The sequence below is a fragment of the bacterium genome, from assembly GCA_026129405.1.
GTDB lineage: Bacteria > Desulfobacterota > Binatia > DP-6 > DP-6 > JAHCID01.
The window spans coordinates 98,026-124,211 of the sequence record JAHCID010000008.1 but is presented as its reverse complement, the minus strand read 5'-3'; the positions used below and the strand labels follow the sequence as shown (position 1 = coordinate 124,211).

The window sequence follows — 26,186 nt, the reverse complement described above, 5'->3', positions numbered from 1 at the left end:
GCCGCCGTCCGGGACGACCTCCTCCGTTGCCCGGATGGCTCGGGGCGGCGGCGGCTGGATGCCGCCGCCGCTCCACCCCTGCCGCCGCCCCCACAGGTGCGCCACGACGACGGCGGTTTACGGCTTCGCGGCGGCGATGCTATGGCCTGCGCACGCGCGTCGCCGGTCCCCGCGCCGCGACAGGCGCGCGATCCCCGATGAGCGCCCAGCCGACCGGCGACCTGCCCGCCCTGCGTGACGCCACCGTCCTCGTGACGGGCGGCTGCGGCTTCATCGGCTCGCACCTCGTGCGCCGCCTCCTCGCCGAGGGCAGCCGCGTGGTCGTGCTCGACAGCCTGCGCTACGGCGACGCCGCCAACCTCGGCGCCGACGCCGACCGTATCCGCCTCGTGCGCGCGACCCTGGGCCACGCGCCGCGTGCGGTGCTCGAGGACGCGTGTCGCGGCGCCGACCTGCTGGTCCACCTCGCCGCCGAGAAGCACAACCAGTCGCGCGACGATCCCGACGCCGTCCTGACCGCCAACGTCCTCGGCACCCGACTCCTCTTCGAGTGCGCCGCCGCGGCGGGCGTCCGCAAGACCGTGTTCGCGTCGTCGCTCTATGCCTACGGGCGCCTCACGGGTCCGCCGATGGACGAGGCCGAGGTGCCGCTGCCGGCGACGATCTACGGCATCTCGAAGCTCTGCGGCGAGCGCCTGCTCGCGCACTACGCGTCGCCGGACGGCATGCACGGCGACGTGCTGCGCTACTTCTTCGTCTACGGGCCGCGCCAGTTCGCCGGGATGGGCTACAAGTCGGTCATCCTGCGCAACTTCGAGCGGCTCGCCCGCGGCGAGGCGCCGCGCATCTTCGGCGACGGCCGCCAGGCGCTCGACTACGTCTACGTCGACGACGTCGTCGCGGCGACGCTGCGCGCGCTCTGCGCGCCGACGAGCGGCGCGCTCCTGAACGTCGCCTCGGGCGTCGCCGTCCGCGTCGCGGAGCTCACCGCCGCCATGTGCACGGCCGCCGGCAGCGCGCTGGCGCCGGTCCACGAGCCGCCCGACTGGACCGCGGGCTCGTGCCGCGCCGGCACCAACGCCCGCATCCGGGCGGCGCTCGACTGGACGCCGCGCGTGCCGCTCGCCGAGGGGCTCGCGCGCACCTGGGCCTGGATGCGGGAGGCGCCGGCGGCATGACGCCCACCGTCTCCGTCGTCGCGCCCTGCCTGAACGAGGCCGGCAACCTGCCCGAGCTGGTCGAGCGGCTCGACCGTGCCCTGCGCAAGAAGGACGTGCGCGGCGAGATCGTCCTCGTCGACGACGGCAGCACCGACGACACCCCCGCCGTGACGGCGCGGCTCCAGGCCGCCTACCCGAGCCTCGTCGTCGTGCGCCATCCGGTGAATCGCGGCATCGAGGAGGGCTGGCGCTCGGGCCTGCGCGCGTCGCACGGCACCTACGTCTGCTTCATCGACGCCGACCTGCAGAACCTGCCCGAGGACGTCCCGCGCCTGCTGCGCGAGCTGCGTCAGTCGGGCGCCGACCTCGTGCAGGGCTGGCGCAGCACGATCGGCCGCGAGCGCGACCATCGCTACTGGTTCTCGATCGGCCTCAACGCGATCCTGAACGGCCTCTTCGGGATGCGCGCGCGGGACAACAAGTCCGGCTTCGTCCTGGCGCGGCGCGAGGTGCTCGAGGACGTCCTCACCCACCGCTACCGCTATCGCTACTACCAGACCTTCATCCGCGTCGCGGCGCAGTCGCGCGGCTACACCGTGCGCGAGATCGAGACGCTCTTCGACAAGCGCCTCCTCGGCACCTCGTTCCTGGGCGCCCTGCCCCTGCGCGCGATCCTGTGGTCGCTCGTCGACGTCGCCAAGGCGTGGGTCGAGTTCCGCCTGGCGCCGAAGCGCGAAGGCGCGATGGCCGACTTCCTGCGCGACAATCCGCCGGCGCGCGCGACGCCGCCCCTGCGCGGCTGGCGCGCGCTCTGGATGCGCCTGTTCTTCGCGACCATGCCGGTGCACCACTGGATGATCACGCGGCAGGCGCGGCACTACTACGACGAGCTGCTGCGCACGCAGTGGCTCGGGCCCGCGCAGGTCCGCGCCCTCCAGGAGCGCAAGCTGCGGCGTCTGGTCGCGCAGGCGTACCACCACACCGCCTACTGGCGGGAGCGCATGGACGCGCTCGGGCTCGGGCCCGAGGACATCCAGACGCTCGACGACCTGCGCAAGCTGCCGCTGCTCTCGAAGGACGACGTCCGCGAGCACCTCTACTTCGATCTCCTCTCGGACAACCACGACAAGCGCCGCATCCAAAAGGTCACCACCAGCGGCTCCACCGGCGAGCCCCTCGTCTGCTACGCCGACCAGCATCAGCTCGAGATCCGCTGGGCCGCGACGCAGCGGAGCATGGAGTGGACCGGCTACCGCTTCGGCGACCGCACGGCCCGTCTCTGGCACCAGACCATCGGCATGACCTGGTCGCAGATCCTGCGCGAGCGCATCGACGCCTGGTTCAACCGCCGCCTGTTCATCCCGGCGTTCGAGATGACGGACGCGAACATCGCGCGCTTCGTCGACGCGCTGCGCCGCCACCGTCCCGTCCTGATCGACGGCTACGCCGAGTCGTTCAACTTCCTCGCCTGGTTCCTGAAGCACCACGGTCTCCCCGGGCTGCGCCCGAAGGGTCTCATCTCGTCGGCGCAGGCGCTGCCCGATCACAGCCGCGAGGTGATCGAGAAGGCGTTCGGCTGCGGCGTCTTCGACAAGTACGGCAGCCGCGAGTTCTCCGGCATCGCCTGGGAGTGCGAGGCCCACGACGGCCACCACGTGGTCGCGGAGAGCTACGTCGTCGAGATCCTGAAGGACGGCCTCCCCGCACGCCCGGGCGAGATGGGCGAGGTCGTGATCACCGACCTCACGAACTTCTGCATGCCGCTCATCCGCTACCGCGTCGGCGACCTCGCCGTGGCGATGGACGACGACACGGTCTGCACCTGCGGCCGCGGCCTGCCGCGCATCGGCCGCATCGAGGGCCGCGTGCAGGCCATCATCGTCGCCGAGAACGGCGCCTACATCCCCGGCACCTTCTTCGCGCACCTCTTCAAGGACTTCGACCACGTCGTCCGCCAGTACCAGGTCGTCCAGGAGCACCGCGGCGCGATCCGCCTCCGCGTCGTGAAGGGCCTGCGCCACACCGACGCGCAGTTCGCCGCGTTGCTGGCGCTCCTGCGCGAGTACCTCGGCGCGGGCATGGCGATCGACGTGGAGTTCGTCGAGCGCATCGAGATGGTGCGCACGGGGAAGCATCGCGCGACGATCTCCACGCTGTCGCTCGACCTGCAGGCGTCGTCTCCGGCCGTGAATGCGGGGTGACGGAGGCGCGGGAGGGGGGGCGCGCGGTTCCCCTCGGCGCGACCCGCAGCGCCTGGCGCGCGCCCGAGGCTCGGCAGCGCCCGCGCGACGTGGGGAGCGCGCCTGGAGCGAGGACCGGAGCGGGCACGGGGACCCCGCGCCCCGCCCGCCGCACCATCACTCCTCCGTCCCTCCCGCCGGCGCCTCCCCGGTGAGCAGCGCCCGCCGCTGCTCACGGAACCAGCGGGAGAGCTCGCGCCGCTGGGCCGCCCGCTCGCGCGGATCGACCTCGTCGCCGCGGGCGGCGTTCAGCTCGGCGAGCTTGCGGCGGTACTCCGCGCCCAGATTCGTCATCGCCTGGGCGCGCTGGCGCTGCTCGACGTCGGGCTGGCCGCGGCGCGCGGCGGCGGCGCCGGTGATCGCGCCGGCGCCCGCCGCGGCGGACGGCGCGACCGGCGGGGCTTCCTGGAGCTTCGTCACCCGGCCTTCGACGCCCGTCAGGCGGGTGTCGACGGCGGCGAGTTGGTCACGCAGGGCCTTCGTGTCGGGGAGACCGGTCTCGACGGCGGAGAGGCGGCGGTCGAGGTCGGCGAGGCGGCTCTCGAGCGCGGCGACCCGCTCCTTCGTGGGATCGGCGACGTCACCGCAGCCGGCGAACGCGAGGGCCAACAGGGTCGTCGAGGCCAGGAGGGCGACGCGAAGGCGCATGCACCACCAATGACGAGCGCCCGCCTGGGGGGCAAGCAGTCGGAGCGGCGGCGTGTCAGCCGAGGAGGCGCCGCGCGAGCGCACGTGCGACGCGGCGGCCGTCGAGCGCGGCGGAGACGATGCCGCCGGCCCAGCCGGCGCCCTCGCCGGCGGGATGGAGCCCGGCGACGCCCGGGCTCTCCAGCGTTTCGGGATCGCGCAGCACGCGCACCGGCGAGCTGGTGCGCGTCTCCACCCCCACGAGCTGCCCCTCCGCCCCCGCGAAGCCGGGCAGACGCGCGTCGAACGTGCGCATGGCGACGCGCAGGCGGGCCACGATCCCGGGCGGCAGCACGGTGGCGAGGTCGGTCGCGACGAGCCCGGGCCGATAGCTCGTCGCGAGCGGCGCGGGCGTGGCGCCGCGGCCCTCGACGAACGCGTCGGCGCGCTGCACGGGCGCGCGGTTGCCGCCGCCGCCGGCCTGCGCCGCCCGCGTCTCGAGCCCCTCCTGGAGGCGGACGCCGAAGAGCGGGTCGGCGTCGGGATGCTCGGGCAACGGACCGGCGACCAGGTCGAGCCCGAGGGCGCGTCCCGCGTCGCCGCACCAGTCGGCCGGCTCGAGCTGCACGACGAGCCCCGAGTTCGCGAACGGCGAGTCGCGGCGGCGCAGACTCATGCCGTTCACGACCACGCGCGACGACGCCGTGCTGGCCGGCACGATGAAGCCGCCCGGACACATGCAGAAGCTGTAGACGCCGCGGGCGTCGACCTGCGCCGTGAGCTCGTAGAACGCGGCCGGCAGCGCGCAGGCGTCGCGCAGGCCGCCGTACTGCCGCTGGTCGAGCCACGGCTGCGGATGCTCGATGCGCACGCCGAGCGCGAAGCCCTTCGCGGCGAGCGGTGCGCCCGCGCGGCGGAGCATCGCGAGCGCATCGGGCGCGCTGTGGCCGGTGGCGAGGACGACCGCCGCGGCCGGCAGCGTCTCGGTCGCACCCTCGTCGACGTCGCGCACGACGACGCCGGCCACGCGCCCGTCCTCGACCACCAGCGCCACGGCGCGCGTGGCGAAACGCACGCGGCCGCCGCCGCTGCGGATGCTCTCGCGCAACGCCGCCACGACCCGCGGCAGGCGGTTCGAGCCGATGTGCGGCCGCCAGCTCGTCAGCACGTCGAGCGGCGCACCGTGCGCGACCAGCAGCTCGAGCACGCCGCGCACGGCGTCGCGCCGTCCGGCGCGCGCGTAGAGCTTGCCGTCGGAGTAGGTCCCCGCCCCGCCCTCGCCGAAGCAGTAGTTCGAGTCGGGGTCGATCGCCTGCCCCCGGTTCGCCGCCGCGAGCGCGTGGCGGCGCGTCTGCACGTCGCGTCCGCGCTCGACGACGGTGACGCGCAGGCCGGCGGCGAGCGCGTCGAGCGCACAGCACAGGCCGGCCGGCCCGCTGCCGACGACGACCACGTGCGGCGCCCCCGGCGCCGGCGGCACGAGGACGGCCGGCGTGGTGCGCGGCGACGGCGGCACCGGCTCGCCCGGCGCCCACACGTCGACGACGATCCGCCAGCAGCGCTCGCGCCGGCGGGCGTCGAACGAGACGCGCCGCACGCGCGCCTCGCCGAGCACACCCGCCGGCACGCCGGCGCGCCCGAGCAGCGTGCGCAACGCGGCCGCGTCCAGCGACGGCTCCTCCGCCGACGGCGGAAGCGTCAGCACGACTTCGCGCGGCACGCGCGATGCCTCCGGGGACCCTCCGCCGCCTCAGGGCACGCGGGCCCGCACCCAGCTGCCGATCGCGGCGATGGCCTCGTCCGCCTCGGGCAGCAGCGGCGCGAACGCCTGCCAGACGTGGATCATGTCCTCCCAGGGCTCGAGGGTGACGTCGACGTCGGCCGCTCGGGCGCGCTCCGCGAGGCGAACCGAATCGTCGAGCAGCGTCTCGGCCGTACCCACCTGGACGAGCAGCGGCGGCAGGCCGCGGAGGTCGGCGTGGAGCGGCGACGCGAGCGGCGTGCGCGCGGGCGCGGCGCCGAGGTAGGCCGCGGCGAGACGGAGCGCGCCGTCGCGCCGGATCATCGGATCGCGCTCGGCGTGCGAGTCCATGGTCGCGCCCGTCACCTCGAGGTCGGTCCACGGCGACAGGCACACGCCGCCCGCCGGGCGCGGGAGCTGCGCGTCCCGGGTCGCGAGCAGCGTCGCCAGCGTGAGACCGCCGCCGGCCGAATCCCCGGCCACGACCACGCGCTCGGGCGCGACTCCCTGGCCGAGCAGCCAGCGATAGACCGCCGTCGCGTCGTCGAGCGCCGCGGGGAACGGGTGCTCCGGCGCCAGACGGTAGTCGACGGCCAGCCCCCGCATCGCGGTGGCCGCGGAGAGCCGCGAGACCAGGGCGCGGTGCGTGTTGATCGACCCGATGCAGTATCCGCCGCCGTGCAGATAGAGCAGCACCGCGTCGTCGCGCGCGCCGTCGGCGACGATCCACTCGCAGGGGACGTCGGCGACCCGCAGCGGCGTGCAGGCGACACCCTCCGGGACCGGGCTCGTGCCGACCAGCGCCTCGAGCCCCTGGCGCAGCCGCACGACGTCGAAGTCGACGATCGCCGGGCGGCTGCGCAGGAGCTGGATGATCATCTCGAGCTGGGGGCTGGCCATGTGCGGGCGTCGTACCAAATCCCGCCGGGCACCGGCCAGCAGCGTCGTATCCATACGCACAGCGCCATCATCCCGACACGGCGAGCCGCCCGCTCCGGTCGGGAGGGCCGGCCCGGAGGGCCGACCACACGCCGTGGGCTGAGGCATGCCGGTTGCAGCACAGCGGGGCCCCTACGCGGCGTACCCCGTCAGAAACGTGGCAGCCCCCGATCATCACGAGATCCTCGGCCAGCGCCTGCGGGTCACCCTCACCGGCTTCCTCGCCATCGCGATCGGGTCGACTCTGCTGGACGCGCTCTCGCAGCCGCAGGCGCGCGACGCGCTGCTCGCCCTGAAGGCCGGACAGATACTGCTCCTCGGCGCGGCGCTCTGGGCCGTCCGCAGCATGCGGACGCCCGCACGACTGCTCGCGGCCGGAACCGGCACCATGGCCCTGCTGTTCGCCAGCAGCGCCGTCGCCGCGGTCCTGCGCGGCGACGGTCAGGTCGCGGCGCTCGTGGTGATCGCGGCCAACGTCGCCACCGCCGCGTTGATCCCGTGGGGCGGACGCGCCCAGCTCGCGGTGGCGCTCGCGTCCGGGCTCGGGGCGGCGGCCGCCCTCGTGACCCTCGGGCGCCCGTTCCCCGCCGACCCCTACGGCATCGCCGGCGTCGTCGGGGCGCTGGCGGGCACCGTGGTGGTCGCGCGGCAGCAGGAGCTCGGCCGGCGCGCGCGCAAGGCGGTCGCGACCCTCTTCGCCGGCCACACCCGCATCCTCGAGATGATCGCGACCGGCACGCCGCTCGAGGTCGTGCTCGATGCGCTCTGCCGCATGATCGAGTCGCAGGCGCCCGGCCTCCTCTGCTCCGTGCTGCTCCGCCGCGACGACCGCCTCCACGCGGGCGCGGCGCCCTCGCTCCCCCCCACTTGGACGGCGGCGATCGACGGCATCGCCATCGGTCCCGAAGCCGGCAGCTGCGGGTCGGCCGCCTTCCATCGCGTGCCGGTGGTGGTGCACGACGTCTGCACCGACCCGCGCTGGGTGCGCTACCGCGACCTCGCCGCCGCCCACGCGCTGCGCGCCTGCTGGTCCGTCCCGATCGTCGCGGCGGACGGGACCTGCCATGGGACGTTCGCGATGTACTACCGCGAGCCGCGCACTCCGGGGCGGGCGGAGTGGCGGCTGCTCGAGTCGGCCGCGCGCCTGGCCGGCGTCGCGCTCGAGCGCGGGCGCGCCGCGGCGGCGCTCGAGACGTCGCAGCGGGAGCTGCTCGACGAGTCGCAGGTGAGCCGCGCGCTCGCCGGCGTCGGCGAGGCGATGATCGCGACGATCGACGAGCCGCTCGTGCTCGAGCGCCTCTGCCGCTTCGCGGCGGAGCTGCTCGCCGCCGACGCCGCCAGCGTCGTCCTCCTCGACGCCGACGGCGAGACCTTCCGCATCCCCTCGACGCACGGTCACAGGCCGGAGCACGAGGCCGCCCTGCGCGGCTTCACCATGCCGGCGTCGCTGCTGGCACCCCTCGTCGAGACGCTGCGCACGACGGCGGCCGTGGAGGTGCCCGCGGGGCAGCTGCGCTCGGAGCAGGCGCGACGCATCTACGGCTGGCTCGGGGTGGCGCGGGTGCTCTCCGTGCCGCTCTGGCGCGGGCCTGCGATCGCCGGCTTCCTCTGCGCGGCGCGCCGGACCGACCGCGCGTTCACCGCCGTCGAGTCGCGCATCGCGTCCGGCCTCGTGCATCTCGGCGCGCTCGCGCTGGAGAACGCGCGCCTCGTCGACGAGCTGCGCACCGCGACGCGACTCAAGTCCGAGTTCGTTTCCACCATGTCGCACGAGCTGCGCACGCCGCTCAGCGTGATCATCGGCTACACCGAGATGCTGCGCGACACCGACGTCGCGCCCGAGGAGCGCGCCGCCCTCCTCGAGCGCGTACGGCGCCAGAGCCTCGAGCTGCTCGAGCTGATCGAGGCGACGCTCGACCTCGGCCGCCTCGAGGCCGGCCGGGACCGCCCGCAGCTGGAGCCGATCGACGTGGTGGCGCTCTTCGCCGAGCTCGAGGTCGACTTCGCGACCATGCGACGCCCCCCCGGCCCGGAGCTCGTCTGGGAGGCCGCGGCGGGCGCGTCGCTCGTCACCGACCCGCGCAAGCTGCGCACGGTGCTGAAGAACCTCGTCGGCAACGCGCTCAAGTTCACGCCCTCGGGCAGCATCGTCGTCTCCAGCCGCGAGACGCCGGCGGCGGCGGTCCTCACCGTGCGCGACACCGGCATCGGCATCCCCGAGGCGCAGCTGCCGGTCATCTGGGACATGTTCCGGCAGGTCGACGGCTCGGACGCGCGCTCGTACGCCGGCGTCGGGCTCGGGCTCTACATCGTGCGCCGCCTCGTGGGGCAGCTGGGCGGGACGGTGACGGTCGCGAGCGTCGTCGGCCAGGGCACGACCTTCACCGTGACCCTCCGGCGCGAGCAGGCGCCGCTGCGCGCCGTCGGTTGAGCACCGCGGACGCGGCGCGACCGCTCGGCCTCGCGCCGACGGGAAGCGGCTCCGGCTCGAGCGCGATCGCCGTCAGTCCGCGAGGGCGACCCAGCGGCTCACGGACATCGTGAGGGCCACGATCGCGGCGACGACGCCGGCCACCACCACCACCACGCCCACCACCAGCGCCCCCACGTAGAACTCGTTGGCGACCTTGCCGAACCGGCCCTCGGAGCGCTGTCTCGGTTTGGGCATGTGCGCGCCTGTACGTGACCTCGAAGATAGCACACGGTCGGGGGCAGCCGGCATCACGTTCCTCCCGCGTCCCGCAGTCGGGGCAGCACCTTGGCCGCGAACAACTCGAGGCCCTGCCAGCCGAGCTCGGGCGACATGCCTCCCATGAGGGGGTGCAGCACGAGGCGCCCGGTCTCGCGGGCGAGCGCGACGCACTCGTCCGGCGTGAGCACCTGGTAGACGCCGCTGCGGCGGACGTCGTCGATCGTCTGCGCCTCGACGTGGACCTGCGAGCGCTGGTCCGGCGTCTGCCACGAGGCGTACGTCTGGGCGTCGTAGAGCGCGTGCGGCGCGATGCGCGCCCAGTCGCGCTCCGGATCCTCGCTCACGTGGACGAAGCCCGGCCCACCCGGCATCGCGACGAAGCCCGTGACGCCGAGCTTCGCGCACTCGGCCTCGTAGATCTCGGCGAGCTTCGGGTCGGCGACGGCGGGGAAGAAGCCCGCACGCAGGCGGGCGGCGCGCCTGGCGGCCTTGTCGGTCGAGCCGCCGATCAGCACCATCGGCGGCGACGGCGGCGCCGGCGTGACGCGGACCATCCGCCCGCGCCACTCGAACGGCTCGCCGGTCCAGGCGCGGCGCATGACCTCGACGTACTCCTCGAGGAGCCGGCCGCGCTGGCGGCGCTCGATGCCCGCCATCACGAACTCCTCCTCGCGATAGCCGAGGCCGGCCACCATCGAGAGCCGCCCGCCGCTCACCAGCGCGACGACGGCGATCTGCTCCGCGAGCCGCACCGGATCGTGCAGCGGGATCAGGGCGGCGGCGATGTTGATGCCGAGGCGCTGCGTACGGCCGGCGATCGCGGCGGCGAGCGTCACCGGCGCCGACATGAAGCCGTCCTCGACGCCGTGGTGCTCGGAGAGGACGGCCATGTCGAGCCCGAGACGATCGGCCCAGGCGCACTGATCGAGGCACGCGCCGTAGAGCTCCGCATGGCCGGTCCTGGCGAACGCGGGCGCACGCAGGTCGTAGCGGAGCGCGATCATCGTCATACGGCTCGCCTCATGGGCGGAGCTGTAGCACGGCCGCCCCCCGGGCCGTCCATCCGCCGAAGGGGCGCCTCTGCGTGCAGGCCTGCCCGATCCGGCCGCCAATGGACGCCCGGGCGCGCGCGGGCTAGAGCGGGACGCCGATGCGTCGCGCGCTCCTCTTTGCCGCCCTGGCCCTCCTCGCCGCCTGCGAGAAGTCGATCGAGCATCCCTACCCCGACGCGGTGGTCGAGGCCTTCATGGCCTCGTGCCGCGCCCAGCGCGGCACCACCGTCGAGTCCTGCTCGTGCTCGATCGAGAAGCTCCAGCGTGCCTTCACGCTGGAGCAGTTCCGCGACTTCGAGGCGCGCCTCGCCCGCGGCGAGGCGCCCGCCGAGATGTTCAACGCCATCGCGGAATGCCGCGGTGGCTGAGAGGGCTCAGCGAAAGTAACGCGGCGGCAGGCCCGGCCAGACGTTCGAGGGCGTCGACGACGCCTTCGCGTTCGCCGGCTCGATCGGCAGGCGGGGCACCGCCGCGGCCTTGCGCGGCGCCTTCCCCGGCGCGACGACGGCGGTCGCCTTCTCGACCAGCGTCTTCGCGACGGCGACGGTCGTGGCCACCACGCCGGCCACCGCCTTCGCCACCTGCTTCGCCGCGGGGCGCGGCGCGGGCTTCTTCGCCGCGCGCGCGGCGGCCGGCCTGCCGGCGGCCTTTCTGGTGACGGCCTTCCCGGCGACCGCCGTCTTGGCGAGCGCCGTCTTGGCGAGCGCCGTCTTGCCGGCGGCCCTCTTGCCGGGCGTCTTCGTCGCCGCCGTCGTCTTGCCGATCGGCTTCGCGGCGCGAGCGGCGGGCTTGGCCGCCTTCGCGACGGTCTTCTTCGCCGTCGGCTTCGTGCTGCGAGCGGAGGTGCGCTTCGTTGCGGTCGCCTTGCGGCTGCTCTTGGGCATGAGCGCTCGGCTACCACGACGCCGGGCGCGCGTCACGCCGTCGCGTCATAGATCCGCGAGCGCGCTCGCCTCGACCCAGCCGCGCGCGCCGTCGCCACGCGCCACCTGCCGCCATCCTTCGCGCGCCCCGAGCACGCGCAGCACGCTGCCCGGCGCCGCCGTGAAATGCGACGTCCCGGTCGCCGACGGCTCGAAGCGCACGCTCACCGCGGCGGGCGCGACGACCACGGCCTCGGCGCGCAGATCGACGGTCGCGAGTCGCCAGCCGAACGACAGCAGCACGACCAGCCCGGCGAGCCCGACCGCGAACGCCGCGCGTCGCAGCCCGCGACGCGCGCCCGGCACGAGCCGCGCCGCCACCAGCAACCCGAACAGCAGCCACCAGGCGACGGCCGCCGCGCCCGCGAGCTCGTCCGCGGTCGCGACGTCCGCGAGCGGAAGGCCGCGCGCACCCACAGGGGCGCCGGCGGCGGCTCCGTGCCCGGCGCCCGCGCGAAGCCGAGGTTCGCGGCGACGTCGGCGTCGCGCGGCAGCAGCCGGTGCGCGCGCGTACGCCCACACCGCGCCGCCGGCGTCGCCGGCGCGCAGGCGGGCGTTGCCGAGGTTGTAGTACGTGGGGCCGCTCTCGACGCCCGCCGCCAGCACCTGGGCGTACGCGTCGGCCGCCTCGGCGAAGCGCCCGTCGGCGTAGAGCGCGTTGCCGCGGAAGAACGCGGCCTGCGGGGTCTCGTCGGCGGCGGGCGCCGGGCCCGCGAGCCCGAGCCCCAACGCCACCAGGCACGACGCTGCCGTCGCGCCGAAGCCGCGCCCGAGACGGCGCTCGCGCTCGAGCGTGCGCACGATGCCCTCGGCCTGGCCCAGCGCCCGCTCGGCCTCGCCGTCCGCGCTGCTCCCGGGTGCGAAGCGCACGCGCTCGCAGGTCGCGAGCAGCGTGCGCAGGTCGTCGACGACCGCTCCGCCCGCCCGCGTGCCGCGCAACCGCTCGCCGGCGCGCTCCGGGTCGACGCTGCCGGGCGGCAGGTCGAGCTTCGCGGACAGGTAGGCCGTGACCGCCTGCGCGACCGCATCGACGCAGCCGGCGCGGTCGCCGCCCTGGAGACGCGTGCGCGCCGCCGCGAGCGACGTCCGGGCGGTCCGTCCCGCGGCCGAGAAGCGCGCGAAGCGCGCATCGCTGCCGAGGCGCTGCCGCCGCGCCGTCCACAGCATCACCGCGACCCAGACGAGCGGCGGGACGAGCTGGAGCAGCCAGAACGCCGGCCGCCGCCAGCGCGCCGCCGCCGCCGGCACGAGGGCGCCCGGCGCGTCCTTGATGAAGACGAGGTCGCGCCCGAGGGGCTCGGGCGTCGCGACCGCGGGAGCCGGCCTGGCGGCGGCCCCGACGACCTGCGGCGTCGGCGTGCCGGGTGCCGGGTGGACCACGGCGAGCACGATCGGGCCGTGCTGCGCGACGCGGTAGGCGCGTGCCTCGGGATCGAAGTACGCGAGACGCACCGGCGGCAGCGTCACCGTGCCGGGCTGCTGCGGGATCACCACCTGCTCGAAGACCCGCGTGATCTCGCCGGGCGTCGTGGCCGGCTGCTGCGCCGCCGCCTGCACCGGATACACCTTGAGCCCCGGCCGCTCCGCCACCGCGGGCGTGGCCGCCCCTTCGAGCGTGCCGGTGCCGCGCACCGTGATGGTGAGCGTCACCGGATCACCGGCGGCGAGATCGCGCGGCGCCGCCGCGACGTCGAGCGAGAACCTGCCTACCGCGCCGCCGAAGTCCGCAGGTCGTCCCGCCTCGGGCAGCGGCAGCACCTCGAGCGTGATCGCTTCGGAGCGCAGCTCGATCGGCTGGCGACCCGAGCCGCCGAGGAAGAAGCCGCGCCGCGGCCGCTGCATCACCTGCGCCAGGCTCATGGTCGCGGGGCCGACGCTCAGCGTGCCCACGCGCAGCGGCACCAGGGTGGTCGTGAAGTCGACCAGCTGGAAGGCGCCGTCGGCCGTCCGCACCGACCGCTGGGACGGCTCGCGGAACGGATCGAGCGCGAAGCCGTCGCCGCCGATCACCGGATACTGGAGATCGCCCACGCTCGTGTCGCCGACCCACAGCGACAGGCCGAGCGGCAGCCGCTCGTGCAGGTACACCGTCGTCTTCGGCGCCTCGAGCACGAGGCGCAGCTGCTCGCCGCCGGTCGGGCCGCCGGTCGGCGATGCCGTCACCGTGAGCCGCGGGCTGCCGGCGCCGAGCTTCGTGCCCTCGTAGTCGAGCGTGATCGGCCCGACCGAGAACAGCCCCTCGCGCTGCGCCACCACCGTGTAGTGGTGCGTGATCGACGACGTCATCTGGCCGTTGACGATCGAGACCTGGGTCTCCGGGCCGACGTAGCGGATCGAGAGGCCGTCCGGCGGCGTCAACGTCGGCACGGGCGCGTCCTGCGCACCGTTCACGGTGACCGCCAGGTCGACGGGATCGCCCACCGCCGCGCGCGACGGCTCGAGGCGCGCCGAGAGCGTCACCGCTGCCCGCGCCGGCGCCGCGGCGGCGACCACGAGCAGGGCCAGCAGCGCGAGAAGGCGTCGCATCACCAGTCCTGCGCCGGCCCGGCCACGCGCCCTCCCTGCATGCGTCGCGCGACGTCCTCGGGCGAGACCTCCTCCGCCCGCTGCGCGTCGAGCAGCGCCGCGGCCTCCTCGGGGCTCATCTCGCCGTCGCGGCGCTCGCCGGCGGAGTCGTCGCCCTGCGGCTGCTCCTTCGACGGCTCCCCCGCCTCGGACGGAGCCGCCTGCGACGGGGCCTCCTCCGCCTCGGGCTGCGGCGCCTGGTCGCCGGCCTGCTCCTGCGGCGGCTCGTCGTCCCGCGGCTGGGGCTCGCCCTGCTCGTCGGGCTGCTGCGGCGGCTCCTGCTCCGCCGGCTGCTCGGGGGGTTGCTCCGGGGACGGCGGCTGGCCGTCCTCGGGCTGCCGATCCTCCGGCTTCGGCTCCTCGCCCGCCTGCTGCCGGTCGTCCTGCGGCTGCCGATCCTTCGGCTGCTCCTCGCCCCGCTGCTGCTCCTGCTCCTGCTCCTGCTGCTTCAGCTTCTCCTCGAGCGCCGCCACCTTCTTCGCCACCAGCTCGAGGTTGTACTTGGCGTCGGTGAGCGTCGGGTCCGCCGTCAGCGCACGCCGGTAGGCGACGAGCGCTTCGCCCCACTGCTGGAGCGTCTCCTGCGGCTTCTCCTGCTCCGACGCCTCGCCGCGGCGCACGCGCGTGTTGCCGACGTTGTACCAGGTGCGCGCGGCGCGGGCCGGATCGTCGCCCGGCGCCGCCGGCACCTTCTCGTACGACCCCAGCGCCTCGTCCCACTTCTGCAGGCGGTAGAACGCGGCACCGAGATCGTAGTGCAGCGCCGGCACCTCCGGCGTGTCGACGAGCGCCTCGTTCCACGCCTGCGCCGCCTCGGGGAACCGGCCCTCGCGGTAGAGCGTCACGCCCTCGCGCGCCTTCGCGTTCGGATCGAGCCAGCCGATCGACAGGCTCGCGATGACGAGCGCCGCCGCCGGCGCGCGCGCCGCGCCCCAGAAGCGCCGCCCGCGGCCGCCGGCAGCGGATCGCCGATCGGAGACCAGCGGCTCCAGCAGCAGGAGGACGAGCGCCACCAGCAACGGCCAGCGATAGCGCGCCTCGTAGCGCTTCTCGAGCGTCGAGCCGAGCTGGCGCGGATCGAGCTCCGCGATGTGGTCGCGGTAGAGCTCGGCGAGCCCGGGCCCGGTGCCGGCGAGATGCAAATAGACACCGCCGGTGTCGACCGCGACCTGCTCGAGCGTGGTCTCGTCGAGACGCGACTTCACCGCCTGCCCGCGCCGGTCCTTGAAGAAGCCGGGCCCCTGCTCCGCCGGCAGCAGCTCGCCCTCGGTGGTCCCGAGGCCGACGGTGAAGATCGCGACGCCGCGCTCCTTCGCACGCGCGACGGCGGCCTTCCAGTCGCCCTCGTGGCTCTCGCCGTCGGTCACCAGCACGATCGCCTGGTGCCGTCCCTCCCGGCCCTCGAACGCACCGAGGCTCGTGTCGATGGCGACGGCGAGCGCCGTGCCGCCGCGCGGGATGATCCCGACGTCGGTCGCCTGGAGGCTCTCGAGGAACGCCCCGTGGTCGAGCGTCAGCGGGCACTGCACGAACGCCGAGCCGGCGAACGGCACCAGGGCCAGGCGATCGTCCCTGGCGGCGTCGGCGAGGTCGCGGATGGCGAGCTTCGCGCGCGCGAGGCGGTTCGGCTTCACGTCCGTCGCCAGCATGCTGCGCGAGGTGTCGAGCGCGACCACGATGTCGATGCCCTCGCGCCGCAGCTCCTCCCAGCGAAAGCCCCAGCGCGGCCCGCCGAGCGCGAGGCCGAGGCAGGCCACCGCCGCCACCACGAGCGCCGCGCGCAGGCGCCGCCGGCGGGGGTCGACGTCGGGCGCCACCACGGGCAGGAGGCTCGCCGCGACGAAGGTCCGGAGGGCACGCGCCCGCCGGCCCGCCGCCCACACGAAGAACGCCGCCAGCGCCGGCGCCGCGAGCAGCGCCAGCAGGAACGGCGGATGGTCCCAGCGCACGGCGTCCATCACGGCAGCTTCCGCAGGCGGGTCTCGCCCAGCACGGCTTCACCCAGCACCAAGAGGAGCGCCGGCCACAGGAGCCACGCGAACGCCTCGCGCCGCTCCTCGTGCTCGGGCGCCTCGATCGGCGCCTTCTCGGCGCGGTCGATCTCGGCGTAGATCTCGCGCAGCGAGTCCGTGTCGGTGGCGCGGAAGTAGCGGCCGCCGGTCTCCTTCGCGATCGCCTCCAGCGTCGGCTCGTCGATGTCGACCTGCACCGGCCGATAGACGGTGCCGCCGAACGGGTCCTGCATCGGGAACGGTGCCATGCCGCGCGTGCCGGCGCCGATCGTGTAGACCTTGATGCCGAGCGCCTTCGCCGCCTCGGCCGCCGTCTGCGGCGTGATGCGGCCCGCGTTGTTCTGCCCGTCGGTGAGGAGGACGACGAAGCGGCTGGGCGCGCTCGAGGCGCGCAGCCGGTTCACTGCGGTGGCGAGCGCCGAGCCCACCGCCGTGCCGTCCTCGATCATGCCGATCCTGGCGCGGCCGAGGTTCTGCAGGAGCCAGCCGTGATCGAGCGTCAGCGGGCACTGCGTGTACGGCCGCCCGGCGAACAGGACGAGACCGATGCGGTCGTCGGCCCGTGCCTTCACGAACTCTTCGACGACGCCCTTCACCGCCTCGAGCCGGTTGGCGCGCTTGCCGCCGACGCTGAAGTCCTCGGCGAGCATGCTGCCCGAGACGTCGACGGCGAGCACGACGTCGACGCCCTCGCGGTGGACCTCGACGGTGGCCGTCCCGACCTGCGGCCGGGCCAGCGCCACGACGCCGAGCACGACCGCCGCCGTGCGCAGCGCGCCCAGGATCGCACGCCGCCGCCGCGCCCCGCCGGGCGCGATCGCCTCCAGCGGGGTGAGCGTCGGCCAGCGCACCGACGGATCGGCGGGACGTCGCGCCCGCAGCGCCCGCACCAGCGGCAGCAGCAGGAGCAGCAGCAGCCATACGGGCTCAGCCAGCCGCACGGCCCCGCTCCGGGGTGAGCGCCGTGACCGCGGTCGTCTCGTCGACGAACCGGCGCGCGGCGGCGAAGGCGCGGTCGCACTGCTCCAGCGTCGGCACGTGGCGCGCGAACTTCACGAGGTCGCACTCGACGAGGAAGTCGGCGAGCAGCTGGCGGTGCGCGCGCTCGAGCCGTCCGCCGCGCGTGGCCGCCTGGAGGAACTCCTCGGTCGTCATCTCCGGCGCGCGCACGCCGAAGCGGTGCTCGAGATACGCCCGCACAACGTCGGAGAGCGCCGAGTAGAACGCCTTCCACGCGCCCGCCTGCGGCAGCTGCCGCGCCCGCAGCGCCTCGAGCGCCCGCAGGGCCACGACGTGCGCCGGCTCGGGCGCCGCCGTCCGGGCGCCGCGGACGCGCCGGCGGCGCCACCAGACGAGCGCCGCGATCGCGGCGAGCACGGCCAGGCCGGCGCCGCCCAGCAGCAGCACGGGGCGCCAGTCGCGCGGGAAGTCCTCGGGCGGGGCGATGTCGCGGATGTCGCCGGTGGCGTCGGCCTCGCCGAGGACGCTCGTCACCTCGATACCGAGGTCGTCGCCGGTCGCGCTCTCGAGCGGGCTGCCCGACTGGGTCCGGTACTGCACCGGCGGCGAGCGCACGAGGTGGTGCCCGGGGCTCCAACCGACGACCTCGTACCAGCGCACGAGGATCGCGCGCCCGTCGCGCGTGACGGGCGCCTCGTTGCCGAAGTCGAGGATGTCGAAGTCGCCGAGCTTCTCGGTCGGTTGCGCGAGCACGACCTCGACGCCGGGCGCCGCCGACACCTCGATGAAGTAGCGAAAGCGGTCGCCGACGGTGAGCTTCTCGGGCGCGTACCAGGCCCGCACGGCGACCGGCGCGGGGGCCTCGTCGGCCCGCGCGAGGCCGGCCACGAGGGCCATCAGCAGGCCGAGGAGCGCGCGCCGCCTCACCGCCGCTTCTCCCGCGCGCGGAAGAAGCGCATCAGCGCGTCGGTGTACGAGCGGTCGGTGCGGATGGTGACGGCGTCGACGTCCGCCGCGCGCAGCACGCGGTCGCGCGCGGCCCGCCCCATCGCCGCCTGCTTGGCGAAGGCCGTGCGCACGCGGGCGTCGCCGGTGTCGACGACGTAGCGGGCGCCCGTCTCCGCCTCCTCCAGCTCGACGAGGCCGACGTCGGGCAGCTCCGCTTCGCGCGGATCGTCGAGCACGACGGCGATGAGATCGTGCCGGCGGCCGGCCACGCGCAGCGCCCGCTGGCAATTCGGATCGAGGAAATCCGACACCAGGAAGACGACACAGCGCCGCGTCGTCACACGCCCGAGGTGCTCGAGCGCGGCGGCGATGTCGGTGCCGCGTCCCTGCGGCGCGCACGACAGCACCTCGCGGATCACGCGCAGCACGTGATGCGTGCCCTTGCGCGGCGGCAACGCCATCTCGATGCGGTCGGAGAAGATGACGAGGCCGACCTTGTCGTTGTTCGTGATCGCCGAGTAGGCGAACACCGCGCCCAGCTCGGCGGCGAGCGCGCTCTTCGTCTGCCGTACGCTGCCGAAGAACGTCGACGCGCTGGCGTCGACCAGGAGCATGACGGTCAGCTCGCGCTCCTCGGCGAAGCGCTTCACGTACGGCACGCTGGTGCGCGCCGTCACGTTCCAGTCGATGGTGCGCACCTCGTCGCCGGGCTGGTAGAGCCGCACCTCGGCGAACTCCATGCCGCGTCCTTTGAAGACGCTGTGGTACTGCCCGGCGAAGAGGTCGGTCACCAGGTGGCTGGTCCGGATCTGGATCTTCCGGACCGCCTTCAGCTGCTCGCGGCTCAGCATCGGAGCCGGGGACGGCTACGGGACGGGAACCCCGTCGAGCACGCGACGGACGATCTCGTCGGAGTCGACGTCTTCCGCCTCGGCCTCGTAGGTGACGACCACGCGATGACGGAGCACGTCGGGCGCGATCGACTTGACGTCCTGCGGGGTGACGTAGCCGCGGCCCTGGAGGAAGGCGTGTGCGCGCGCGGCGAGCGTGAGGCAGATGGTGGCGCGCGGCGAGGCGCCGTATTCGATGAGCGGACCGATGTCGAGCTGCACCGCCTGCGGCTCGCGCGTCGCGAAGACGAGCTGCACGACGTAGTCCTTGATCTTGTCGTCGACGTAGACCTGGTCGACGAGGTTGCGCGCCGCGACGATGTCGGCGGTGCCGACGACGGGCCGCACGGGCCGTGGCCCGCTCGCCGTCGCCATGCGATCGAGGATCTGCCGCTCCTCCTCCCGCGTCGGATAGCCGATGCGGCACTTCAGCATGAAGCGATCGACCTGCGCCTCGGGCAGCGGATACGTGCCCTCCTGCTCGATCGGGTTCTGCGTCGCCAGAACGAGGAACGGGTCGGGCAGCACGAACGTGTCCTCGCCGATCGTGACCTGATGCTCCTGCATCGCCTCGAGCAGCGCGCTCTGCACCTTGGCGGGCGCGCGGTTGATCTCGTCGGCGAGCACGATCTGCGCGAACAGCGGCCCCTTCTTGGTGGTGAACGTCCCCTCGCGCGGGTTGTAGATGAGCGTGCCGATCAGATCGGCGGGCAGCAGGTCCGGCGTGAACTGGATGCGCCGGAAGCTCGCGTCGATGGCCTGGGCCAGCGTCTTCACCGACAGCGTCTTCGCCAGCCCCGGGACGCCCTCGAGCAGCACGTGCCCGTTCGTCAGCAGGCCGATCAGCAGGCGGTCGACGAGGCCGTGCTGCCCCACCACCACGCTCCCGATCTCCTCCCGCAGCTTGTAGACGAACGCCGAAGCCTCCTCGACGCGCGCGTTGACGCCTGCCGGGCCGGTTCCCATCGAATCGAGGTGGTTACCGGCGATTCCGGAGGAGCGCAAACCGGGGCGGAGGCACGGCGTTGGCGCGGCTGGCGGCGCTGGGGAGCCGAGCCGGGCGCGTGCACGTCGGGCCGCGCGCGATTGCGCCGGAGCGCCCGGGCGCGCCGCACGCTGCGCCGCCGGTCGTCGTCAGCTCGCCGGCAGCGTCGACACCAGATCCGGGCCGTTCGCGCGCAGCGAGCGCGTCTTCCACCAGAACTGCGCCGCGTGGTTGTTGCTGGCGTCGTGCGCCTGCGTCCAGCGGTAGGTGCCGTTGCAGGTGGCGCCGTTCGCGACGGTGAGCTCCGCGAGCGCGACGGCGTGGTCGTCGCCGTCGAAGAAGCCCGGGTGCCGGCAGACGCCGACGACGTCGATGCCGGGGCCCTTGGTGCCGCTCGTGACCGTGTCGTCGACGTCGCCCGACGGACAGCTCGCCCCCATCGGGAAGGTGCCCGTCGACTGGTTGTGGGCGATGGAGCCGGTCGTGTCGCTGCCCTGCGCCGCGACCCGCGGCGCGGCGGTGAAGAGGAACTCGAGGATGCGATCGCGAGCGGCGGTGCGCGCGGCGACGTGGCTGCCGTTCGACGCGTTGGTCACCGCGCTGTGGCAGAAGCTGCCGTAGCTCTCGCCGTGGGCCGGCCGCCACGTCTGGCCGGGTGCCGGCGTCATGTCGAGACCGACGGCGAAGGTGCTGCCCTGCGCGTCGTACGGCAGCGTGCCGTCGCTGCGCCCCGTCCACGCCGACGGCGAGCAGCTTCCCCACGAGATCAGCATGCGCGCGCGCCGGTTCTGCGCCACCCAGTCGGCGGCGGGGAAGCCGGACACGCGGGCCGCCCACTCGCAGAAGCCGTTGCCGGGCGCGCACGACTCGCCGAAGCCGAGGATCGCATCGCCGTTCTTGCAGGCGGTCTCGAAGCTGGTGATGCCGACGACGTTGTACTTGCTGGTGCCGAGCTGATCGATCATGCCCTGCACGCTGACGACGCCGGCGATGCGCTGCTGCACGCCCCAGTCCATGGTGCCGACGCCGCCGGGGCCGACGTTCGCCGCCACCTCCATCGCCGCGCGCCCGCCCGCGCTGTGGCCGACGAGGACGACGTTCTTCGCCGGTGCCGGATAGAGCCGCTCGATCTCCTTCGCCAGACGGTAGCGCCACTCGTACGCCGTCGTGCACGGCTGCCCCTGCGCGGTCGCGGTGCAACCCGGGTCGCCGACCTCCCAGTCGTCCATGTCGAGCGGGTTCGGCGAGTCCGACGGATGGATGCCGGACGCGGTCGCCGTGTAGACGTTGGCGCGCGCGCTGCGCACGACCAGCTGCTTGCCCGGATGCGCGGCCTCCCAGGCCGCGATGCGCGCCGGCAGGGCCGCGGCGACGGCGGCGTCGAGCGCGGCCAGCGTGTCGTGCGCGCTCGTGCGGGCGCCGGCGCAGCTCTTGAGGCCGTGGACGTAGAGGAGGTTCACCTCGATCAGCGTCGGCGGCGGGATGGTCGTCGTGGTCGTGGTCGACGCCGGCGGCGCGGTGGTGGTCGTGGTGGTGGTGGTCGTCGTCGTGACCGGCGGCGCGGTCGTGGTGGTCGTGGTCGTCGGCGGGGGGACGGTGGTCGTCGTGGTCGTGACCGGCGGCTGGGTCGTCGTGGTGGTGGTCGTCGTGCTGCTCGTCGACGTGGTGCTCGTGGCCGAGATGGTGGTGACCGTGGTGCTGGTCGTCGTCGTCGCGGTCGTGCCGGTGCTGCTCGTCGTGCTCGTGGTCGAGGTGCTGGTCGTCGTGGGCGGCGGCGGGCACGTCGGCACGCCCGGCTTGCGCACGAGCCACGCCCGCGCGTCGTCGCGCGTCTCGGTGCCGCCGGCGGCGCCGCCGAAGCCGACGCACCAGGCGTGGCCGCCGCCGACGCTCAGCACGACGTCCGCGGTGTCGCCGGGCGCCGGCGGCACGACGCCGTCGACGCCCTTCAGCTGCACCTTCAGCTTGACGACGCCCTTCGCCGAACGGGACAGCGCCGCCGCCACGCTCGACCCGCCGGCGCCGCGCGCGGCATAGCGGAACCCGCCCCCACCGCTCGGGCGCCAGCCGGCCGCGTCGAGGGCGAGCGCCAGGTCGGACGGCGTGCCGCCGGTGAAGACCATGCGCAGCGTGGCGCCGGCCGTGGTGGGATCGCCGCCCGCATAGGCGGCGCTACCGGGCCCGTCCTTCGCGGTCACGACGACCTTGCGCCGTGCCGGGTCGCCGGTCGGATCGGACACCACGAGCTTCGCGCCGCGCACCGGGAACTCGGCGGCGGCGGCCCGGCCTGCGGACAGGACCGCAGCGACGAGGACGGCGGCGGACATCGCCCGCCGCCGCCTCGTCGCCCCCCTCACGAGCGCCCCCTCGCTCGTGCTGCGGCAGCCGATACCGCGATCACGTGCACGTCGCCGCCGGCGGCCGCGCACGGCACGTCGGCCACGAGCGTCGCCCGCCGCGGGAGATCGCCGCCGAGGGACCGGCGATCGGCATGGCCCACGCGGGCGCCAGCACGACCAACGGCACGAGCCCGAGGCGGCGATTCCAGACGGCTCCCCGACGAGTCCGCATGGCCGGGGGAGGTACCATTCCCTCGGCGGGAACGGTCAAGAGAAAAGCGGCTCGGCGCCGCCCGCGGGCGGGGCGATGCGCGACTCCCGGGTCCACCGCGCAGCGCTTTCCGCCCATCGGGTCCTGGGCTATTGCAACCCTCCCAGCCCCAGCCCGAGGAGGTACGCTGCAGTGTCCACCCCCGTCCCGTCGTTCGACGCCCCGCTCGCGATCGGAGCCCAGATCGAGGCCCGCGGCCTGCACCCCGAGGTCGGCCGGAAGGCGTTCCTCCACCAGCACGACCGCACCTGGACGTATCGTCGCTTCCGCGACGAGAGCGTCCGCCTGGCCCACTTCCTCCTCGCGCGCCTCGGCACCATCGACGACTCGCGGCCCGGACACGTCGCCATGCTGCTGGAGAACCACCTCGAGCTCCTGGCGCTCTACGGCGCCTGCGGCTACGCGGGCCTGACGCTGTTCGGCGTCAACACGGGGCTCCGCGGCGAGACCCTCGCCGGGGTCGTGAACCAATCGCGCGCCCGCCTCTTCGTCGTCGATCAGCGCCTCTGGCCCGAGGTGGCCCGCGTGCTGCCGCAGCTCACGACGGTCGCGCCGGAGAACGTCGTCGTGCTGCGCACCGAGGACTCGGCGGTCGACGATGCGGTCGATCTCATGGCCGCCGTCGAGAGCGAGGTCGGCCCGATCGCGAAGGCGCTCGACGCGCCGGCGATCGACGTCAACGCCATGGCGCCGCACATGGTCATCTACACCTCCGGCACGACGGGCCTGCCGAAGGGCATCAACAACAACCACTTCAAGCTGCTCGCCATCGGCATGGCGGTGTCGTCGAACCTGGGCCTCGGTCCCGACGACTGCGGCTACGCCTGCATGCCGCTCTTCCACTCCAACGCCATCTTCCTCGGCTTCCACCCGATCTTCCACGTGACCGGCCGCCTCGCGATCCGCGAGCGCTTCAGCGCCTCGAGCTTCCTGCCCGACGTCCGCCAGCACGGCGTGACCTTCTGGAACTACGTCGGCGAGCCCGTGCACTACGTGCTGAACGCGATCGCCAAGCAGTACGGCGGCGACGAGCAGCGGATCCTGAAGGAGGTCGCGCAGGATCCGAAGAACACCCTCGCGTGGGCCGTCGGCAACGGCGCCTCGGCGCCCGACATCGAGAAGTTCATGGCCTGGATGGGCCTCGACGACATGTTCGAGCTCTACGGCTCGACCGAGGCGGCGATCAGCACGTTCCGCAAGAAGGGCGACCCGCGCGGCTCGGTCGGCGAGGTCACCGATCCGGCGGTGCAGATCCTGAACGAGAAGGGCGAGCCCTGCCCGCCCGCGATCCTGGACGCCGACGGCAAGATCACGAACTACGCCGAGGCGGTCGGCGAGATATGCCGCGTCGCCGCCGACACCGGCCTCTTCCAGGGCTACTTCGACAACCCCGACGCCAACACCTCGAAGTACCGCGACGGCGTCTACCACTCGGGCGACCTCGGCCACATCGTCGAGCGCGACGGCACCCGCTACCTCTTCTTCGACGGCCGCACCGACGACTGGATCCGCAAGGACGGCGAGAACTTCTCCGCGCTCCAGGTCGCGCGCCTGATCCAGGAGCACCCGGACATCGTGCTCGCCGCCGCCTACGGCGTGCCCTGCTCGGTCTCGGACGAGCTCGTCATGGTGGCGCTCAAGCTGAAGCCCGGCACCACGTTCGATCCGAAGAGCTTCTTCGACTTCTGCGAGCAGCAGATCGGCGGCGGCGGCATGGACCGCAAGTGGTTCCCCGACTTCGTGCGCCTGGTCGACGACTTCGAGTACACGCAGACCGAGAAGATCCTGGTCCGCAATCTCAAGAAGGTGCACTTCGACCTGAACCGTCTCGGCGACGCGCCGGTCTTCTGGCGCACGCGCGGCGATACCGCGTACCGTCCCTTCGGCCAGGAGGACTACGCCGGCCTGCGGCAGGCCTTCGCCGCGGCGGAGAAGCTCGACGTCCTCGATCGCTAGGCCCGGATTGCGCCGCTCCCTGCTCGCACCCCTCGTGCTCGGTGCCCTGCTCGCGCACGACGCGAGCGCGGCGCCGGGGGTCTGCCCGACCTACGCCCTGCGAGCGCGCCGCGTCGGCAGCGTCCCCGAGGCGCTGCGCGAGCTGTCCGGCCTGGCCGCGAGCCGGCGCCACCCGGGCATCTACTGGGCGCACAACGATTCCGGCAACGCGCTCGCGCTGCACGCCATCCGCGAGGACGGCCGCATCGTCGCGACCTTCCCCATCCCCGGCGTGAAGAGCCGCGATCCGGAGGACGTCGCCGTCGGCCCGTGCGACGCGACCCGCAGCGCATGGTGCATCTACCTGGCCGACATCGGCGACAACGGCCAGCGGCGTGCGGGCGTCCAGCTCCTGAAGCTGCGCGAGCCGGCCGAGCTGCGCAACCAGCCGCTGCGCGCGGAGGTTCTGCCCTTCACCTACGCCGAGGGCCCGCGCAACGCGGAGGCGATCCTCGTCGATCCCCGCACCGCGCGCGTGTTCGTGATCTCGAAGGTGCTGGCGTCGCTCGGCGACGTCTTCCGCGTCGACGGCCTGGGCTCGCGCGCCGGCGGCACCGCGGTGCGCGTGCGCCGCCTGCGGGCCCCGAACGAGTTCGACTCGTACACCACCGCCGCCGCGGTCCATCCCGACGGCGAGCGCGTCCTGCTGCGCACCTACGGCCGCGTCTGGGAGCTGCGCAGCCCCGGCGCCCGCGCCTTCGAGGACGTGCTCGACGCCACGCCCGTCGCCGTCACGAGCGCCTCGCAGCCGCAGGCCGAGGCGATCAGCTACACGTCGGACGGCCGCGGCTATCTCCTCGGCTCCGAAGGGGTCGGCGCGCCGCTCTACCTCGTCGAATGCGCCGAGCGCTGAGCCGATGGGACGGCGTCGCGACCAGCTGGAGCTGTTCACCGTCCCCGAGCCGCTCCGCGTCGGCCCGGCACCGGCGTCGCCCGCGCTGACGGCGCTCGCGGCGCGGCTGCCTGCCGGCGTGCGGTTCGGCACCTCGTCGTGGGGCTTTCCCGGCTGGGAAGGCATCGTGTGGGACCGCCCCGCGACGCCCGCGGTGCTCGCGCGTCACGGTCTGCGGGCCTACGCCCAGCACCCGCTGCTGCGCGCCGTCGGCCTCGATCGCACCTACTACGCCCCGATCGACGCCGACGCGTTCGCGACCATGGCGGCAGAGGTGCCGGACGACTTCCGCCTCGTCGTGAAGGCGCACGAGCTGATCTGCATGGCGCGCGTACCATCGCACGAGCGCCACGGCGCGCTGCGCGGACAGGCGAGCCCCTGGTTCCTCGACGCGGCGTACACCGCCCGCGAGGTCGTGGCGCCGGCGCTCGCCGGTCTCGGTGCGAAGCTCGGCGTCGTCGTGTTCCAGCTCCCGCCGCAGCCGGCCGAGCTGCTCGGCGGGCCGGTGGGGTTCGCGGCGCGGCTGCGGGCGTTCCTGCGCGCCCTGCCTGCAGGCCCGTGCTATGCCGTCGAGCTGCGCACGCCGCAGCTCCTGTGCGACGCCTACGCCGCCGCGCTCGCCGACACCGGCGCGGTGCACTGTCTCAACGTCCACCCCGCGATGCCCGACGTGCCCGTGCAGGCGGCGCGCGTCGGCACGCACGGGCCGCTCGTCGTGCGCTGGATGCTGGGCCGCGGGTTCGCCTACGACGCGGCCGTGGAGCGCTATCGGCCCTTCGACCGGCTGGTCGACGAGAACCCGCCGGTGCGGCGGCAGGTGGCGACGCTCCTGCGCGCAGCGGCCGCGGCGGGGCGGGCGGCGTACGCGGTGATCAACAACAAGGCCGAGGGATCGGCGCCGCTGACGATCCGAGCGCTCGCGGCGGAGCTGGCGGAGCCGTCCTGAGCGCGAGCA

At 74.3% G+C, this 26,186-nt stretch carries 21 protein-coding genes; 7 read left to right on the top strand and 14 right to left on the bottom strand.

Annotation, left to right across the window (positions count from 1 at the left end; translation table 11 throughout):
- The first annotated feature begins 197 nt into the window (after positions 1-197).
- Complete coding sequence (locus tag KIT14_22205) at positions 198-1,178, top strand: NAD-dependent epimerase/dehydratase family protein (GenBank protein MCW5893237.1); 981 nt, start codon at positions 198-200, stop codon at positions 1,176-1,178.
- Positions 1,175-3,361 (top strand): glycosyltransferase, encoded by a 2,187-nt coding sequence (locus KIT14_22200; protein ID MCW5893236.1) that lies wholly within the window; start codon positions 1,175-1,177, stop codon positions 3,359-3,361. The genes KIT14_22205 and KIT14_22200 overlap by 4 nt, the downstream gene beginning before the upstream one ends.
- A gap of 156 nt (positions 3,362-3,517) precedes the next feature.
- Here KIT14_22200 and KIT14_22195 read toward each other — a convergent pair whose 3' ends face one another.
- Genes KIT14_22195 through KIT14_22185 form a run of 3 tightly spaced genes read right to left on the bottom strand, consistent with a single transcriptional unit; the run spans position 3,518 to position 6,668 of the window.
- Positions 3,518-4,048, bottom strand: coding sequence for a hypothetical protein (locus KIT14_22195; protein ID MCW5893235.1), 531 nt, complete (start codon positions 4,046-4,048; stop codon positions 3,518-3,520).
- Positions 4,049-4,103: 55 nt separating this feature from the next.
- Positions 4,104-5,747, bottom strand: a complete 1,644-nt coding sequence (locus KIT14_22190; GenBank protein MCW5893234.1) for an FAD-dependent oxidoreductase — start codon at positions 5,745-5,747, stop codon at positions 4,104-4,106.
- A 30-nt stretch (positions 5,748-5,777) separates the two neighbouring features.
- Positions 5,778-6,668 carry an alpha/beta hydrolase gene (locus tag KIT14_22185; GenBank protein MCW5893233.1) on the bottom strand — a complete coding sequence of 297 codons (891 nt, stop codon included), beginning with the start codon at positions 6,666-6,668 and terminating at the stop codon, positions 5,778-5,780.
- Positions 6,669-6,864: 196 nt separating this feature from the next.
- Between KIT14_22185 and KIT14_22180 the strand changes: the two genes are divergently transcribed.
- Positions 6,865-9,138, top strand: coding sequence for a GAF domain-containing sensor histidine kinase (locus KIT14_22180; protein MCW5893232.1), 2,274 nt, complete (start codon positions 6,865-6,867; stop codon positions 9,136-9,138).
- Positions 9,139-9,210: 72 nt separating this feature from the next.
- Here KIT14_22180 and KIT14_22175 read toward each other — a convergent pair whose 3' ends face one another.
- Both KIT14_22175 and KIT14_22170 read right to left on the bottom strand, forming a co-directional pair.
- Positions 9,211-9,375 carry a hypothetical protein gene (locus tag KIT14_22175; protein MCW5893231.1) on the bottom strand — a complete coding sequence of 55 codons (165 nt, stop codon included), beginning with the start codon at positions 9,373-9,375 and terminating at the stop codon, positions 9,211-9,213.
- Between the two features lie 53 nt (positions 9,376-9,428).
- On the bottom strand, positions 9,429-10,409 hold the full coding sequence (locus tag KIT14_22170; protein MCW5893230.1) for an LLM class flavin-dependent oxidoreductase: 981 nt from the start codon (positions 10,407-10,409) through the stop codon (positions 9,429-9,431).
- A 140-nt stretch (positions 10,410-10,549) separates the two neighbouring features.
- Between KIT14_22170 and KIT14_22165 the strand changes: the two genes are divergently transcribed.
- The gene (locus tag KIT14_22165) at positions 10,550-10,819 is read left to right on the top strand and encodes a hypothetical protein (GenBank protein ID MCW5893229.1); all 270 of its coding nucleotides are present in this window, start codon (positions 10,550-10,552) and stop codon (positions 10,817-10,819) included.
- A gap of 6 nt (positions 10,820-10,825) precedes the next feature.
- Here the strand turns inward: KIT14_22165 and KIT14_22160 are convergent, their stop codons facing one another.
- The 9 genes from KIT14_22160 to KIT14_22120 form a co-directional block, all read right to left on the bottom strand.
- The gene (locus KIT14_22160) at positions 10,826-11,335 is read right to left on the bottom strand and encodes a hypothetical protein (GenBank protein MCW5893228.1); all 510 of its coding nucleotides are present in this window, start codon (positions 11,333-11,335) and stop codon (positions 10,826-10,828) included.
- Between the two features lie 45 nt (positions 11,336-11,380).
- On the bottom strand, positions 11,381-13,900 hold the full coding sequence (locus KIT14_22155) for a BatD family protein (protein MCW5893227.1): 2,520 nt from the start codon (positions 13,898-13,900) through the stop codon (positions 11,381-11,383).
- The gene (locus KIT14_22150; GenBank protein ID MCW5893226.1) at positions 13,900-15,900 is read right to left on the bottom strand and encodes a VWA domain-containing protein; all 2,001 of its coding nucleotides are present in this window, start codon (positions 15,898-15,900) and stop codon (positions 13,900-13,902) included. The genes KIT14_22155 and KIT14_22150 overlap by 1 nt, the downstream gene beginning before the upstream one ends.
- On the bottom strand, positions 15,897-16,892 hold the full coding sequence (locus KIT14_22145) for a VWA domain-containing protein (GenBank protein MCW5893225.1): 996 nt from the start codon (positions 16,890-16,892) through the stop codon (positions 15,897-15,899). The genes KIT14_22150 and KIT14_22145 overlap by 4 nt, the downstream gene beginning before the upstream one ends.
- Positions 16,879-17,838, bottom strand: a complete 960-nt coding sequence (locus KIT14_22140) for a hypothetical protein (GenBank protein MCW5893224.1) — start codon at positions 17,836-17,838, stop codon at positions 16,879-16,881. The genes KIT14_22145 and KIT14_22140 overlap by 14 nt, the downstream gene beginning before the upstream one ends.
- Positions 17,835-18,710, bottom strand: coding sequence for a DUF58 domain-containing protein (locus KIT14_22135; GenBank protein MCW5893223.1), 876 nt, complete (start codon positions 18,708-18,710; stop codon positions 17,835-17,837). Before KIT14_22135 ends, KIT14_22140 begins: the two co-directional genes overlap by 4 nt.
- 15 nt (positions 18,711-18,725) lie before the next feature.
- Positions 18,726-19,715 (bottom strand): MoxR family ATPase, encoded by a 990-nt coding sequence (locus KIT14_22130; protein ID MCW5893222.1) that lies wholly within the window; start codon positions 19,713-19,715, stop codon positions 18,726-18,728.
- A gap of 168 nt (positions 19,716-19,883) precedes the next feature.
- A complete protein-coding gene (locus KIT14_22125; GenBank protein MCW5893221.1) occupies positions 19,884-22,061 on the bottom strand; it encodes a hypothetical protein in 2,178 nt (725 codons plus the stop codon).
- A gap of 70 nt (positions 22,062-22,131) precedes the next feature.
- The gene (locus KIT14_22120; GenBank protein MCW5893220.1) at positions 22,132-22,305 is read right to left on the bottom strand and encodes a hypothetical protein; all 174 of its coding nucleotides are present in this window, start codon (positions 22,303-22,305) and stop codon (positions 22,132-22,134) included.
- 171 nt (positions 22,306-22,476) lie between these two features.
- Here KIT14_22120 and KIT14_22115 point away from each other — a divergent pair, with 171 nt between their 5' ends.
- From KIT14_22115 to KIT14_22105, 3 genes are read left to right on the top strand one after another with little or no spacing between them, the layout of a single operon-like run.
- Positions 22,477-24,300, top strand: a complete 1,824-nt coding sequence (locus KIT14_22115; GenBank protein ID MCW5893219.1) for an AMP-binding protein — start codon at positions 22,477-22,479, stop codon at positions 24,298-24,300.
- A gap of 7 nt (positions 24,301-24,307) precedes the next feature.
- Positions 24,308-25,192, top strand: a complete 885-nt coding sequence (locus KIT14_22110; protein MCW5893218.1) for a hypothetical protein — start codon at positions 24,308-24,310, stop codon at positions 25,190-25,192.
- Between the two features lie 4 nt (positions 25,193-25,196).
- Positions 25,197-26,177 carry a DUF72 domain-containing protein gene (locus tag KIT14_22105; protein ID MCW5893217.1) on the top strand — a complete coding sequence of 327 codons (981 nt, stop codon included), beginning with the start codon at positions 25,197-25,199 and terminating at the stop codon, positions 26,175-26,177.
- The last annotated feature ends 9 nt before the right edge of the window (positions 26,178-26,186 follow it).